The organism is Mesorhizobium sp. M0761 (genome assembly GCF_040320205.1).
Taxonomy (GTDB): domain Bacteria; phylum Pseudomonadota; class Alphaproteobacteria; order Rhizobiales; family Rhizobiaceae; genus Mesorhizobium.
The window spans coordinates 87,684-101,015 of the sequence record NZ_JAMYPF010000011.1 but is presented as its reverse complement, the minus strand read 5'-3'; the positions used below and the strand labels follow the sequence as shown (position 1 = coordinate 101,015).

The window sequence follows — 13,332 nt, the reverse complement described above, 5'->3', positions numbered from 1 at the left end:
GAACTCGAGGCACATCAAGATGCCTAGCTGCAGGCCGTTCAGTTGGGATTTTTCAGCTGCTTTGACAACAGCAGTTGCTGCTGCAGCTCAAGGGCGAGCTTCAACAGCCGTTCAGGTGTTTCCTCTTCCGCGATTTCGTCGAGCAGCGCTGCGAGTGCGTCGCCCTCAACAGGATCGCGGAATGAGTCAGGTTTGGTTTGCGGAGGTTTGGCCACGAGGATTTCTAGCAGGAATGCGGCCGTATTTGCAAGACGAAGCGAAGCGCTCTTGGGGACGGGTACCGTAGCGGGGGCGGTCGACAGGGCGGCCTGCGGCAAACTATCGGACAATCTTAATTCATGATGCCAGACCTGTCGTTGCGGAGCACCTCCTCCATGAGCGTGTTGAGCCATTCGCTCAAGGGAAGGTCATGCCGCGTCGACAACCGCTCCTCCAGCGCCGCCTTCAATGTCCGTTCGACGAGGCGATCGGCCGCCTGTGGGTCGCCCAGCAGCAGCCGCGCGGACAGCCTCAGTTTTGGAAGAGCGCGGAAAACATTGTCTTCACCAAGCGCTGTTGATTGCGCGGCGAGGATCCCGGCAACCGTCCTGAACCCGGCCGGCTTGGAGAGGTTTTGGGTGTATCGGAACCGCTCCGGCAGGGTGATCTGATCGTTTCCGGAGAAGAATACGAACGGGATGCCTCTGTCCGTCAGCTCGTCGGCGAGGGGAAAAACAGTCTCACCGTTGAGGTCGATGTCCAGCACCGCCCCATCCGCTGAATCGATATATCGTCGAGCCCGGCTGACTGACGACACCGGCCCCAAAACGGTCGCCCCACAATCGCTGAAATAAGAGGCAAGTTCGCTTGCCAGCAAGAATTCGTCCTCGACGAGCAGAATTCGCATGCCTAATAACATAGCAGCCCTCCGGGCTTTAAACGGCGGTCGCGTCCATCGGTTCCGTGGCGATCGGCGGTGCGGGATGGGAATTCGACCAGGAACGGTTTACACATTGGATCGAAATCAGCGCTGCCGCGTTGCATTTCACTGAAGCAGGACAATTGATGCAAAAGCTGCCGAGGTTCCCCATAGTCGGTATTGGCGCCTCTGCGGGCGGCATTGCCGCCATGGAGGGATTTTTTCGCGGGATGCCGTCTTCGAGCGGGATGGCGTTCGTGATCGTCACGCATCTTAGCCCCGAACGGGAAAGTCTGCTGCACGAAGTGATTGCGCTTTACACCGGAATTCCGGTTCGTGTCGCTGAAGATGGAATGGGTATCCATCCTGACACCGTCTACGTGATGCCGCACAACGCGATCCTCACCATCGAAAATTCCAGCCTAAAGCTGCGCCAACCGAATTCCGTGTCCAGGGAGCGCAAGCCCATCGATATCTTTTTCAGCGCGCTGGCCGAGGATCAGGGCGAATACGCCGTCGGCGTCGTCCTGTCGGGCGGCGATTCCGACGGTACGTTGGGCATCAAGGCAATCAAGGAGAATGGCGGCCTGACGCTGGCGCAACTCTCCGACGAGTCGGGTCCGAGCAATCCCGACATGCCGCGCAGCGCGATCAGTTCCGGTCTGATCGATATCGCCATCCCAGCCGATGAGATGGGTGCGAAACTCATGGAATTTGCCCACAGCTTTGAACTGCTCGACGAGCTTGAAGCTGACGATGGCAAGGCCAGTGCTTTGAAACTCCGCAAGGGCCAGGAGGAAATCTACGCGATCCTGCGCAGCCATTCGGGACATGATTTCTCGGGCTACAAGGCCAAGACGTTCTTGCGTCGCGTCAGGCGACGCATGCAAATAACGCAGAACACCGCGATCGATGCCTATATAGAGTTGCTTCGTTCAAATGCGGAGGAAGTGCGGTCGCTGTTTCGCGACCTGCTGATCAACGTGACAAATTTCTTCCGCGACACGGACGCTTTCAAGACCCTGGAAGAAACCGTCATCCCCAAACTTTTCGAAGGCAAGGACGCCAACGATACGATCCGCGTCTGGGTGCCCGGCTGCGCAACCGGCGAGGAAGTCTTCTCGATCGGAATGCTGATGCGCGAGCATATGGATACACTTTCGGCTGTGCCGCGCATCCAGATTTTCGCCACGGACATCGATGACGCGGCGTTGGGCATCGCACGTTCGGCGCGCTATCCGGAGTCATTGCTTGCGGGCGTTTCGCCTGAACGTCGCGAACGCTTCTTCAGCAATGACGGCACAAGTTTCATCTTGAGCAAGAGCGTACGTGATCTCTGCATCTTCTCGGCGCACAGCGTCATCCGTGATCCACCCTTCTCGCGCATGGACATGGTGTCGTGCCGGAACCTGCTGATCTATTTCGGCCCCGATGTGCAAAAGCAGGTTATTCCGACCTTCCACTATTCGCTGAAGCCCGGCGGCTATCTGTTCCTTGGCACCTCCGAGAGCATAAGCCAGCATGCCGATCTGTTTGCACCGGTCGACAAGAAACAACGGATATTCAAGGCACGAGAACATACGGCGCCGCCGCGGCTGCCGATCTTGTTGAATGCTGCGCCTGCAAGCAACTTTTCCAGCGCCAATGACACACATGCCCGCCGCGGCTTGTCTTATTCCCTAAGGCAAACCGTTGAAGCGCAGGTTCTCGAACGCTTCGCTCCGGCTCACGTCGTCGTCAATGGTGATGGAGATGTCGTCTATTACTCGGTCCGAACCGGCAAATATCTCGAGCCGCCGCAAGGGGTGCCGAGCAGACAATTGCTCACAATGGCACGCAGCGGCCTGCGTCTGGAATTGCGCGGCGCTTTGCGGGAAGCCGCCGAGGGCCGGCGCACGGTTGTGCGCGAAGCGATAGCCATTGAAGAAGATGAAGATCGTGTCCAATTCGTCACATTGACGATCGAGCCCTTGACTGATCGCGGCAGCGGCGAGCCGCTGTTTCTCGTCCTGTTCGAGCCGGTGGGCCAGCCGCAGCCGCGGCTGGAGGCTCTAAAGGTTCGACAGCCGGTGGCATCTGGGATTGCTGATTTCGAACGCGAGCTCCGCGATACGCGCGAGCGCCTGCAATCGACGATCGAAGAATATGAGACCGCGTTGGAGGAGTTGAAATCTTCCAATGAGGAACTCGTCTCGGTCAACGAAGAAGCCCAGTCCTCCAATGAGGAGCTCGAGGCCTCCAAGGAAGAAATGCAGTCCCTCAATGAGGAATTGAACACCATCAATGCCGAACTGGTTTCCAAGATCGAGGATCTCGATCGTGCCAACAGCGATCTGAAGAACCTGTTCGAGAGCACACAGATCGCGACTGTTTTTCTCGATACCAAGCTGGTTATCCGCAGCTTCACGCCGGCGGCGTCTTCGTTCTTCAACTTGCTGCCGACCGACATCGGAAGACCGCTGACCGATCTTGCCAGCCGGCTCGATTATCCGCACCTGCGCGACCATATTGCCCAGGTTTTCAGGGCCGGCGAGATGATCGAGCACCAGCTGCCGCGCGATAGCAACGGCATCCACTATCTCGTGCGGCTGATCCCCTACCGCGACAGCGCGCGGAAAATCCAGGGCGTGGTGGTGACCTTTGTCGATGTGACGACCATGGCTGAAGCCGAAGCCCACCAGCGGGTATTGATCTCGGAACTCAACCATCGGGTCAAGAACATGCTGGCTGTTACGGTCAGCATTGCCAGTCAGACCCTGAAAAATGCTCCCTCTTCGGAGGCTTTCGCCGAAGCGCTCATCGGTCGCCTGCGCGCCATGGCGCGGGCCTACGGAGTGCTCTCGCGCGAAAGCTGGAAAGAGGTCTCGGTCGAGGAAATCGTGCGGCAGGAAGTCGAGCCGTTCGGGCTGGAACGCATCAACACCACAGGCGAGGACATTCGGCTCAAGCCTCAGCAGGGCCTGTCGCTTGGCATGGTGATCCATGAACTTGCCACGAATGCTGGAAAATATGGCGCCTTGTCCGTGCCAAACGGCGTGGTGTCCGTGACTTGGTCGGCGTCGGATCACGGTTTTCAGCTCGAATGGTTAGAAAGCGGCGGTCCCGCTGTCAGTCCGCCTGAGAAGACGGGATTTGGTCTTTCGCTGGTGAAGGGCGAAATTGAGTATCGGCTTGGCGGAAATTTTGAAACATCTTTCGGTTCCGATGGTTTGAGCTTGCGGATTGAGTTTCCGTTTGATCATCGGGAGAGCGAAACGTGACTGCATCTCGTATCCTTGTAGTCGAAGATGAATGGCTGGTCGCGGAGGAGCACCGCGCAATCCTGGAAGAGGCCGGCTTCGCCATCGCCGGGCCAGTGCCGTCCGTTGCTCGCGCGAAAAAGCTGATCGAGAGTGAAGTCATATCTGCTGCGGTCCTGGACATTGGTCTCGGCGGCGAGACCAGCGCTGCCCTTGTCCCTCTTCTAGCGCAACGCGGAATTCCGTTTGTTTTCGTCAGTGGGTACACGGCATCCGACATCCCGCAAGATTTGCGTCATCACAAGATGCTGTCAAAACCCGTGTGGGCTGCCGCGCTGGTCGAGGCCGTGCGAAATATGCTCGGTGTTCAACCGACAGCTTTGGCAAGACACCAGGACAGCGGAACGGTGCCAACCCAACGAGAAGCCCGGTAACTGCACAAAGACACTGGTTTTTCATCAGATATGCGACGACATTCGGGTCCAGGCCCGAGACGACGTCGCCGGCAAGTGCCTGCGATCCGGCCGGCACGATTGGCATGCTCCCGGTCTGGCGTATTCCAGAGCTGGGCGAAACTTCGCGACCGCGCGACGATTGGTCAGGCGATGAGCCTAGCAAACAACGGGCAGTTCGCCCTCGGTTTGCTTCGCGTCGAATAGGACGCCAAGGCCGTAAGTGACGGCGCCAGCGGCAATCATCTCTGCCAACGCTGCGTTTGACACCGGGCAATGCGGCATGACCGCCTTGATCGCGAGTTCGGCATTCGCGATCGACACGAAATCGTGCCGTCGCTTACGGGTCTCCAGATATTGTTCGATCAACATCTGCAGTCGCCTTCTTTCTATTTCATCGCCAGCCATTGGTTCCTCCTGTAGACAGTCTGAAAGCCCACCACGCCTAAGGAGCGGTGGCCTTGGCGGCCCTTTTTGAGGACCGTGGACTCTAGTGAGGCGGGCAGCGTTGCTGACCAGGATGTCGAGACCGCCGAGGGGCGTTGCTGCTTCATCGGCCAGCTTTCTGCAAAAGGCCTCATTGCGGATATCGCCGGCAAGCCTTTTGACCTGCCGCTTTTATTAGGTCCACCAGTTCGTCGGCGTCTTCCTGTTCTTCGGGGAGGTAGCCGAAAGCAACGTCCGCACGCTCGCGCGCGAATGCAATCGCCGCCGCACGACCAATACCGGAATCGCCGCCGGTTATCAGCGCTTTGCGGCCGGCAAGCCTGCCTGATCCTTTGTAGGTCGTTTCGCCGTGGTCCGGGCGCGGCACCATCTTGCTGGCCAAACCCGGCCACTTCTGTTCCTGTGGCTTGAAAGACGGCTGGTGATATTGCGTCACCGGATTCTGTTTGAGCATCGGGCTCGCAGGGCCTGCTTTAGCAGGCACTGTTCCCGTATCGGCTGACGCCGTGGAAGCATAAGCGGCGAGAATTCCTCCCGCCATGCTTCCGACGACAAGTCTACGCGCTGCGTCTGGTACATTGTCATGCTGGTCATGGTTCATCATGGGCTCGCTTTGACGGCAGGTGACCATTACGGAAGTGGCACCTAACCGGCCGTCGACGCGAATGTTCCCTTGTGATTGCAGTGAGGTGTGGGTCGCCTTGCCCGTCTCGGCCGTGAGGCCGCATCACCACTTTGACACAACCTCCTGATTGTCGCGAAACGTCTTGTAGAGATCCGGCCCTGCTTTCAGATCGGTCCGGTGGGTAATCACAAGGAGCGGTCGATTGCGCCGTTCTGGACCATGGCCAATAAAGGTTCCAGGTAGCGTTGCGTATGCGTCTGGCCCATCCGGAAAGCCGGTCCCTTATTCATCGCCGCCAAACGGGATGTGATCGACCAGACCAACATAGACGCCGGGAACCGAGATGGTGCCGCCCCTGCGGCAGCGATAGATTGCCTCGCGCAGCACATGCGGCCTTGGGAATGCCAGCCCTTTTGATGACGCGAATATTGGCTCAGTCGCTGGACGCCGACCCCGGCTCGGCCATCCTACGGTGCTGTTCGGCCAAGGTGCCTGCCGGCGTGACATGCGCGGCGGCGACCTGCAGCTTGTTTTTCCAACCGCTGACGACCTGTTCATCACCGGCCATCATCGCCTCGTAACCCGTCTTGGCGACATCGGCCGGATTGTCCTTTTCATCGGAGCCGACCTTGGTATCCATCATTTCAGCGCGCTCGAAGAATCGCGTCTGCGTGGGGCCAGGCATCAGCACGGTGACCGTCACGCCGCTATCTTTCAGCTCATGGCGGAGCGCGATCGAGAAGGAATCGATGAACGCCTTCGTGCCGTTGTAGACGGCCTGGAATGTGCCGGGCATGAAGCCGGCGATCGATCCGGTGAACAGGATGCGCCCGCGACCTCGCCGGGCCATCTTGGCTCCGAGCTCATGCGCCAGATAGACCGTTCCAGTGACATTGGTGTCGATGATCCGGCGGACTTTTCGCCAGTCCTGGTCGACGAAGCCGTTGCCGAGCCCGCGTCCCGCATTGAGAAACAACAGGTCGATATCGCGATCGCCGATCTGGGAGATCAACCGATCGGCGCCCTCGACGGTCGCCAGATCGGCCTCAATGGCTTCGACCGTTACATTGTGGGTCTCAAGTGCCTCTGCCGCCTGCCGGATAGCCGGCTCGTCGGCGGCGATGATCAGGTCGTAACCGTCTTTAGCGCACAGCTTTGCGAGTTCCCTTCCGATGCCACTCGAGGCGCCGGTCACCACAGCGAGTTTGGCGTCCGTCATCATATCCTCCATCTTCGTGCCATCGGAACCACGAGCGGGCACAATTGTTCCGCGGCGTTTGGGCTGGATTGATCGTGCGCTGTCATCACGGTCAGGCGACGGTCGTCATCGCGGTCGTTGCGCGCGTTCATGGATGGGCCGTTGCGACAAAAACCGTTCTACGCCATGAGAACTCGCCATGGCCTACCTTCAAAAGGCCCACCAACGCCTGGATTGAGTACTCAGAACGGCGATGAGCCTAATCAGTTGAAGTTGGAACAAGTGGCCCGGCTGGAAGTTCGAACCGTGCAGCGTTGTTGCCCTCCCATGTTGATGCTGCGCGATCGGGTCATCCCCTCAGCCCGATCTGCCCGCGCTTCTCCGCGCCAAAGAGAAGCGCGGGCCCGCCCTCTTTCACGGCTGTCCGGGATGGAGCGTTTTGTTACGTGGGACTAGCCGACCTCACAGGCTCGTCGTCGGTTTCGTTTGACGAGCTCTCCGAGCGCTCTAGATCATTGATGCCGGACGCAGTTGGTTCGGGCCGGGGAGGAAATCCGCGTGGCGCATCCAACGCGCGCTGTACCCCATAACGACCGTCATTTTCCGGTTGGCTGCCTGTGCTTGCTTCTGATTCTAGCCGGGTTGGCCGGATGCTCGTCTTCCAATCAGGTGGCGCAGCAATCACGAACAGCGGCCTCCGCGGCACAGACCGTATCGATGGTGCTGGATGCCTGGGTGGAGGGAGCGGCACCGTCCGCCTATGCCACGGCCGCACTGCACTCGGTCGGAAAAACGCTGGCCGATGTCGAGGCGCAAATTCGATCGGCCGAGACCGCTGAACCAGCCGGGCGAGCAGGACTGACGGCAGCAGTCAACAGTTTGTCGGTGGCGGTGGCGCATGCCGAGGCGGGATTGCGGGTGAACAATCGCACTGAGGTGGAAAGCGCACAACAGGATCTTCGGGCGGGCATGCGCTCGCTCGCCGCCGCTTACACCAGCGCTTTCGGACCAAAGCCGTGAAGAAACTTCTGGAAATATCGCTTGGCGTCGTCACCAGTGTCGGAGGTTTCCTCGAAGTCGGGTCGATGGCTACGGCGGCGCAGGCGGGTGCCGCCTTCGGATTCCAGCTGATCTGGGCCATAGTTCTCGGCACCATATGCATCATCTTTTTGGTTGAAATGGCCGGTCGGTTCGCCGCGATGAGCCATCACACGATCTCAGAGGGCATTCGTGAAAGATTTGGGTTCAACGTCTTCCTATGGACGTTGCTCGTCGTCCTTCTCGTCAATTTCATGGTGCTGTCCGCTGAGATCGGCGGTGTGGCCATCGCACTCGAACTTGCCACCGGCATAGGCTTCCAGTGGTGGGCACTGCCGGTGGCGTTGCTGGCATGGTTGCTGCTGTGGAAAGGCACGTTTGGCTTTATCGAGAAAGGCGTTTCGGTCCTCGGCCTCGTGACGCTGTGCTTCGTGGTTGGTGCGGTGATGTTAAAGCCCGACTGGACAGCGGTCGCTGGCAGCGCCGTGCCTTCGCTGCCGGCTCACGATGCCATCAATTACTGGTTCATGGCGGCCAGCATTCTCGGCGCGTCGATATCGCCTTATCTTTTCATGTTCTATTCCTCGGGAGCTATCGAGGACAAATGGGATGAAAGCCACCTTGGGGCCAATCGTGCCATCGCCGGGCTGGGCATGACCTTTGGTGGGACCATTTCGATCGGCGTGTTGATCGTCGCTGCTCTCGTTCTCGCGACGCGCGGCATCGACCAGGTGGACGACTATCACCAACTGCCGTTGATGCTGATCCCTATATTCGGCTTCTGGGGGTTCGTTCTATTCGTTGCCTCGCTCGCCATTGCCTGTTTCGGCGCCGCACTCGAAGTCGGGTTGCAACAGGCATATCTGGTGGGACAGGGCTTTGGCTGGACGTGGGGTGAGGATCGCAAGCCGCGCGATGATCCGGGCTTCAGTGCCGTCTATACGGCATCATTGTTTTTGGCCGCCATTCCGATCATGCTTGGCCTAGACCCACTGAGGCTGACCATCTTTTCCATGGCGGTAACGGCGGCGAGCCTTCCGCTGACGGTAGTTCCATTTCTCTTCCTGCTGAATGACGAACGCTATGTCGGCGAACGTCGCAACGGCATCATTTCGAACGCCGCCGTTGTCTTCATTATCGCGCTTGCCTTCGTGCTCGCCGTGGTGACGATTCCGCTGCAGATATTCGGAGGCACATGATGGAATTGATGCGTGATCTCCTGGACAAGCAGGTGTTCGACCGCCGGCGGGTCAAGATCGGCAAGGTCGACGGAGTGGTGGCCGAGTTGCGGCGGGGCAAACCACCAAGGATTGTCGCGATAGAACTCGGCTCCATCACTTTGGCGCGCCGCCTTGGCGCGCGGCCCGGGGAATGGATGGCGCAACTGGCGAAGAGGGTGGGTGGCAAACGCCACGCCGAGCCACACAGGATTGCGTGGAAAAAGGTGCAGGACAACGGGCTCGACATCGAATGTGACATCGAGGTGGGCGAGACGTCGATTTTCGCCTGGCAGGACTGGTTGCGCGATCATGTCATCGGGCGCATCCCAGGAGCGTGATGATGAGGACAGTCAACCTCGAACATCTTGCCGGGCGACGCGTGCTCTCGCAGCGTGGAAAGAGCATCGGTCACATCGAAGAGATTCTCGCCGAACAGCGTGGCGACGAGCTCGTCGTTACTGAATTCCACGTTGGCATCTACGCCGCGTTCGAGCGTCTGTCGGCTTCGACCATCGGCATCGCGATGCTCGACCTGTTTCGGCTGCGCCGTCGCGACGGCCTGTACCGCATTCCCTGGGATAAACTCGATATCTCCGATCCGGCGCGACCGCGGCTGCTATGCCCGATGACCGAGCTTCCCGGATGGAAAGGGCAAAAGGACCTTCGGGAGTAGATGGCTACGGCTGGGAGGGCTAAGGCGCCGGCGTTTTGCCGGCGAACAGCCGTTCGTGCAGATGGCGCCTCCGCAAAGATTACTGCAGGTTCTTGCGAAGGAAGATGCGGGCGTGTCCTGGAATAACGAATTCGACTTTGCCGAATTCCTCAAACCCATGAAGCCGGTAAAATTGAGGCGCCTGGAAACTGCTCGTCTCGACGACGGCTCTCTTACATCCACGCCTAACGGCTTCCTCCTCAATCGCCATAAGAAGCTGTGATCCATAGGATCGGCCACGCAATTTTTCAGGCAAGAAGAACATGTCGAGAAACAGGAGCCCCAGTTCCGTTCTGCCCCAAATTCCACCCCAGATCTTTCCCGAGGGGTCGGTAAGCTCCGCGCCGATCACTGCCCGGTCATCGATTCCGGTTTGTTCGATGTTGTGTCGATAGAGCGCAGCGGCCGCCTGCGTTCGTGCATCCCCGTTGTGAGCCAGAGCGATTGTAAATCCTTCGGATCGAGCCGGCATGCGTTCTGCTCCTGCGTCGGAATGGTCTTGAGATTCAACCGTCAGATTAACATCAAGGCGGCCGGTTCGCTCGCAGCTCTGATCGCCGCTTCTGTTGTAACCGTCTTGCCCACATTCCGCATCGCGATCCGCGTCGGATGCATGCAGCCGCGCCCAACATATCGCTTTGGTGTTGAACAAAGCCCATCCTGCCCTTGTCAGGTCTCATCACAATTCGTGCGCCGTCAAGAGTGTCCACCTCGACGAAGGCTGCTGCGGATCACAATCCATTACGCCGGGAACAATGAGAAAAACCTGTCGTTGGGAAAGCGATCGCAATTCGGCGATTCAAACACGGAGACTCCAATGTTGAAGAAAATTCTAGCCGCGTCGGTGCTAACTATTGCCTTGGCCGGTTCCGCCTTGGCGCAGACAAATGGAACGGGTGCTGGCGGCACGGCTGGCACGGGTAATGGAACTGGCACTGGAACTGTTGGCAGCGGCGGCGCCGCTGGCAATGGCACTGGCAGCGGGAATGCGGCCGTGCCAACCGATCCGAATTCCACAAACTCGACTACAAAATCGAACGGCATGACCGACCGTTGCAAGGACGCCGCAGGCAATGACATCGATAACAACACTGCAAGTGGCGCAACGACCTCGACCGTGCAAAATTGCAACAAGTAGCCGATGGACCTAGCGGCTTCGGCCGCCCGAAGGCCCGCCATCAAGACAATGGCGGGCCTTCGAACACGTGCCTCGCATGCTGCCTGGATACATAGGAGCACATGTGTCCAAAGAGAACCGGCGGGCCAAACTCGATCGCTTAGCAGCCTCCATTCCGAAGCACGAATTCGAATTCCTAATGAAGATTGCAAAGCTAAGCCGTCATGACTTACTTGGCCTGATCGCTAAACACGATGGCGGCAGGGACAAGGTCTATAGCGACCTTGCGGCCCACTTGGCCGCAACTGAGGCCGCCCCGGAGCCCGGACATGAGGCGGCAGCTGACGACGGCCAAACAGCTGGAGCATCTCCTGCCAGGAACTCGCCCGCCGGCAAGTAGCGGCGAAGATCATTTCGGTGCCAGCCCTGACGCTCCACGGAAGCGACCACCGTGTCGTCTTCCAAAGTCTTCGAATGGGTTGGACGAGCATTTCACCGCGCCTTACCGACGAGTACTGCTGGATACGGCAACCGATAGGCGCTTTAAGGCCGGCTGCCATTCAGCTTCATCGGACATGCCGGAACCTGAAGCGCCGCCGCGCATTTCGTCTCCAAGCATGACCGATCTTGCGGTAATCGCCAGGGAGAAATCCAAATGCAAACTTCAGGCGCAACTTCACAGCAAAACCTTGGCCGATTGGCCATAGAACCGTTTTCCGGCACGGTGACGGTGCGGTTTTCCGACGCCATCGTCGCAGCTACGGAGCGGGCGAAGGTCCTGCGTGAAGACGGGCACGAGCCCGTTTTCTATATCCCCTTCGAGGACATCTATTTCGATCTTTTCGAAAAGACCGACACCACCACCCGGTGCCCGCTCAAAGGCACCGCAAGCTACTGGCGTGTCCACGCCGTCGGCAGTTCTTCCGATGATTTCATGTGGGCCTACGAAACGCCCGATGCGGCTGCTCTGGCTATTGCAGGTCACGGCGCTTTCGATCCGGAAAAGGCCCGTATCGATGTCGACCCTGCCGAGGACAAGCGACACACGCCACATATCGTCGAATAGGTTTCATCAGGCAGAGTCAATCACGGTAACGACAGGCGCGATGAGCAGTTTCTACCAGGCGGCAAAGATTGCGGAGGAGGTTCACGCGTCGCAGCGCGATAAGACCGGGCGGCCCTACATCGAGCATTGCCGCCGTGTCGTCGACGCTGTCGAGACAATCGATCAGAAGACTGTTGCCTACCTTCATGACGTTCTGGAGAAAGGCGAGGGCTGGACCCGCGCCAAGCTCGAAGAAGCAGGCTTCGAACCGACAATTACCGCGGCGGTCGATGCCATGTCGCGCAGGCCGGATGAGGAGTATTTCGCCTTTGTCCGGCGGGCTGCGTCGAACCCAGTGGCGCTCCCCGTAAAACGCGCCGATCTGGAGGACAACATCTGGCAGTCGAGGCAGGTCGGAGCGTCGGCGGCCAAATATGAAGAGGGCCTTCGCATACTTGACCAGGAGTTCTCCCGACAATAGTGCGCGCCCGGCGCTGGCATTGCATCTGCCGAGGCAGCCATCGCCTGCGAGAGCTTGCGGCGCACAGCACGTTTCGGCTCTCCTGGCCGTCAGTTTTTCCGCGCCGGCGTGCGCCTGAGGGTCCTCGCCTGGACCATGGAACGTGTGTTCGGGTCAAAGCTCCTCCGGAGATGGACCGCAGCGTCTCGAAAAGGAGTAACGGCCCGGCTCGGAATCAGGAACTCCTCCGGCACCGGTGCGTTGACCAGCAAGCCGGGACGAGTTCCCGGCCTCCGCGGGTGGCGGGCGAGCCGCCGCCGGACCCGAACTTCTGCACAATGAAAGGTAAGGCCATGGGCTTCTTTTCGAAGGACATCAAGACACTCGACGATCTCTTCGTGCACACGCTGCGCGACATCTATTACGCCGAAAAGCAGATCGAGAAAGCGCTGCCGAAGATGATCGGCAAGGCAACCGATCCGCAATTGAAGGCCGGATTCGAAAAACACCTTGAGCAGACCAAAGGCCATATCGAGCGCGTCGAACAGGTGTTCGAATTGCATGGCGTCAAGGCCAAGGAGGTCAACTGCCCGGCGATAGACGGCATTCTCGAAGAAGCCGACGATGTGAGCGGCGACGTCGACGACAAGGAGGTCCTAGACGCGGCACTGATAGCGTCGGCGCAGGCGGTCGAACATTATGAGATGACCAGATATGGCACGCTCATCGCCTGGGCCAAGCAGCTTGGCCGCAGCGACTGCGCCAACGTGTTGGCCAAGAACCTGAAAGAAGAGCAGGCGACCGATCGCAAGCTCACCGAAATGGCGGAAAGCAAGATCAACATGCAGGCTGCCGAGTAGACCGTCCCAGGTCATGATGAG

Annotated in this window: 16 protein-coding genes and 2 pseudogenes; 11 read left to right on the top strand and 7 right to left on the bottom strand. The window is 59.0% G+C overall.

The features are described 5' to 3' along the window. Positions 1–38 precede the first annotated feature (38 nt). Entirely contained in the window at positions 39–329 is a 291-nt protein-coding gene (locus NKI32_RS19070; protein WP_031262058.1) for a hypothetical protein, read from the bottom strand. 2 nt (positions 330–331) lie between these two features. Continuing rightward, positions 332–886, bottom strand: a complete 555-nt coding sequence (locus NKI32_RS19065) for a response regulator (RefSeq protein ID WP_050588792.1) — start codon at positions 884–886, stop codon at positions 332–334. 158 nt (positions 887–1,044) lie between these two features. Here NKI32_RS19065 and NKI32_RS19060 point away from each other — a divergent pair, with 158 nt between their 5' ends. Together NKI32_RS19060 and NKI32_RS19055 are read left to right on the top strand one after the other, a co-directional pair. Continuing rightward, positions 1,045–4,158 carry a CheR family methyltransferase gene (locus NKI32_RS19060; protein ID WP_352768116.1) on the top strand — a complete coding sequence of 1,038 codons (3,114 nt, stop codon included), beginning with the start codon at positions 1,045–1,047 and terminating at the stop codon, positions 4,156–4,158. After that, positions 4,155–4,571, top strand: coding sequence for a response regulator (locus tag NKI32_RS19055; protein ID WP_023700039.1), 417 nt, complete (start codon positions 4,155–4,157; stop codon positions 4,569–4,571). Before NKI32_RS19060 ends, NKI32_RS19055 begins: the two co-directional genes overlap by 4 nt. A 177-nt stretch (positions 4,572–4,748) precedes the next feature. On the opposite strand, the gene NKI32_RS19050 is transcribed toward NKI32_RS19055, so the two are convergent. From NKI32_RS19050 to NKI32_RS19035, 4 genes and pseudogenes are all read right to left on the bottom strand, one after another. Beyond that, positions 4,749–4,997 (bottom strand): hypothetical protein, encoded by a 249-nt coding sequence (locus NKI32_RS19050; RefSeq protein ID WP_023681163.1) that lies wholly within the window; start codon positions 4,995–4,997, stop codon positions 4,749–4,751. Between the two features lie 90 nt (positions 4,998–5,087). After that, positions 5,088–5,490, bottom strand: a pseudogene (locus tag NKI32_RS19045) (SDR family NAD(P)-dependent oxidoreductase); the annotation flags it as partial. A 265-nt stretch (positions 5,491–5,755) separates the two neighbouring features. Beyond that, positions 5,756–6,057 (bottom strand): annotated as a pseudogene (locus NKI32_RS19040) (glutathione-dependent formaldehyde dehydrogenase); the annotation flags it as partial. 37 nt (positions 6,058–6,094) lie between these two features. Further along, positions 6,095–6,892, bottom strand: coding sequence for an SDR family NAD(P)-dependent oxidoreductase (locus NKI32_RS19035; protein WP_023696321.1), 798 nt, complete (start codon positions 6,890–6,892; stop codon positions 6,095–6,097). Between the two features lie 525 nt (positions 6,893–7,417). Between NKI32_RS19035 and NKI32_RS19030 the strand changes: the two genes are divergently transcribed. From NKI32_RS19030 to NKI32_RS19015, 4 genes are read left to right on the top strand one after another with little or no spacing between them, the layout of a single operon-like run. Then, positions 7,418–7,879 (top strand): hypothetical protein, encoded by a 462-nt coding sequence (locus tag NKI32_RS19030; RefSeq protein ID WP_352739049.1) that lies wholly within the window; start codon positions 7,418–7,420, stop codon positions 7,877–7,879. Beyond that, complete coding sequence (locus NKI32_RS19025) at positions 7,876–9,096, top strand: NRAMP family divalent metal transporter (protein ID WP_352739050.1); 1,221 nt, start codon at positions 7,876–7,878, stop codon at positions 9,094–9,096. Before NKI32_RS19030 ends, NKI32_RS19025 begins: the two co-directional genes overlap by 4 nt. After that, positions 9,093–9,455: a hypothetical protein gene (locus NKI32_RS19020; protein WP_352739052.1), complete on the top strand. Its 363-nt coding sequence runs from the start codon at positions 9,093–9,095 to the stop codon at positions 9,453–9,455. The genes NKI32_RS19025 and NKI32_RS19020 overlap by 4 nt, the downstream gene beginning before the upstream one ends. 2 nt (positions 9,456–9,457) lie before the next feature. Continuing rightward, positions 9,458–9,790, top strand: coding sequence for a hypothetical protein (locus NKI32_RS19015; RefSeq protein WP_023681169.1), 333 nt, complete (start codon positions 9,458–9,460; stop codon positions 9,788–9,790). Between the two features lie 79 nt (positions 9,791–9,869). Here NKI32_RS19015 and NKI32_RS19010 read toward each other — a convergent pair whose 3' ends face one another. Continuing rightward, the gene (locus NKI32_RS19010; RefSeq protein WP_352838873.1) at positions 9,870–10,481 is read right to left on the bottom strand and encodes a GNAT family N-acetyltransferase; all 612 of its coding nucleotides are present in this window, start codon (positions 10,479–10,481) and stop codon (positions 9,870–9,872) included. A 165-nt stretch (positions 10,482–10,646) separates the two neighbouring features. Between NKI32_RS19010 and NKI32_RS19005 the strand changes: the two genes are divergently transcribed. The 5 genes from NKI32_RS19005 (at position 10,647) to NKI32_RS18985 (ending at position 13,311) form a co-directional block, all read left to right on the top strand. Beyond that, positions 10,647–10,967, top strand: coding sequence for a hypothetical protein (locus NKI32_RS19005; RefSeq protein WP_031195797.1), 321 nt, complete (start codon positions 10,647–10,649; stop codon positions 10,965–10,967). A gap of 103 nt (positions 10,968–11,070) precedes the next feature. Then, a complete protein-coding gene (locus tag NKI32_RS19000; RefSeq protein ID WP_353003163.1) occupies positions 11,071–11,346 on the top strand; it encodes a hypothetical protein in 276 nt (91 codons plus the stop codon). Positions 11,347–11,601: 255 nt separating this feature from the next. Beyond that, a complete protein-coding gene (locus NKI32_RS18995; RefSeq protein WP_023704637.1) occupies positions 11,602–12,012 on the top strand; it encodes a DUF427 domain-containing protein in 411 nt (136 codons plus the stop codon). A gap of 40 nt (positions 12,013–12,052) precedes the next feature. Beyond that, positions 12,053–12,472 carry an HD domain-containing protein gene (locus tag NKI32_RS18990; RefSeq protein ID WP_023741810.1) on the top strand — a complete coding sequence of 140 codons (420 nt, stop codon included), beginning with the start codon at positions 12,053–12,055 and terminating at the stop codon, positions 12,470–12,472. 332 nt (positions 12,473–12,804) lie between these two features. Then, positions 12,805–13,311, top strand: coding sequence for a YciE/YciF ferroxidase family protein (locus NKI32_RS18985; RefSeq protein ID WP_023668075.1), 507 nt, complete (start codon positions 12,805–12,807; stop codon positions 13,309–13,311). Positions 13,312–13,332 lie beyond the last annotated feature (21 nt).

Coding starts and splice junctions, on each gene's coding strand:
- NKI32_RS18995 (WP_023704637.1), top strand. CDS start 11,602: ATGCAAACTTCAGGCGCAACTTCACAGCAAAACCTTGGCCGATTGGCC.
- NKI32_RS19005 (WP_031195797.1), top strand. CDS start 10,647: ATGTTGAAGAAAATTCTAGCCGCGTCGGTGCTAACTATTGCCTTGGCC.
- NKI32_RS19050 (WP_023681163.1), bottom strand. CDS start 4,997: ATGGCTGGCGATGAAATAGAAAGAAGGCGACTGCAGATGTTGATCGAA.
- NKI32_RS18985 (WP_023668075.1), top strand. CDS start 12,805: ATGGGCTTCTTTTCGAAGGACATCAAGACACTCGACGATCTCTTCGTG.
- NKI32_RS19060 (WP_352768116.1), top strand. CDS start 1,045: ATGCAAAAGCTGCCGAGGTTCCCCATAGTCGGTATTGGCGCCTCTGCG.
- NKI32_RS19035 (WP_023696321.1), bottom strand. CDS start 6,892: ATGGAGGATATGATGACGGACGCCAAACTCGCTGTGGTGACCGGCGCC.
- NKI32_RS19065 (WP_050588792.1), bottom strand. CDS start 886: ATGCGAATTCTGCTCGTCGAGGACGAATTCTTGCTGGCAAGCGAACTT.
- NKI32_RS19015 (WP_023681169.1), top strand. CDS start 9,458: ATGAGGACAGTCAACCTCGAACATCTTGCCGGGCGACGCGTGCTCTCG.
- NKI32_RS18990 (WP_023741810.1), top strand. CDS start 12,053: ATGAGCAGTTTCTACCAGGCGGCAAAGATTGCGGAGGAGGTTCACGCG.
- NKI32_RS19020 (WP_352739052.1), top strand. CDS start 9,093: ATGATGGAATTGATGCGTGATCTCCTGGACAAGCAGGTGTTCGACCGC.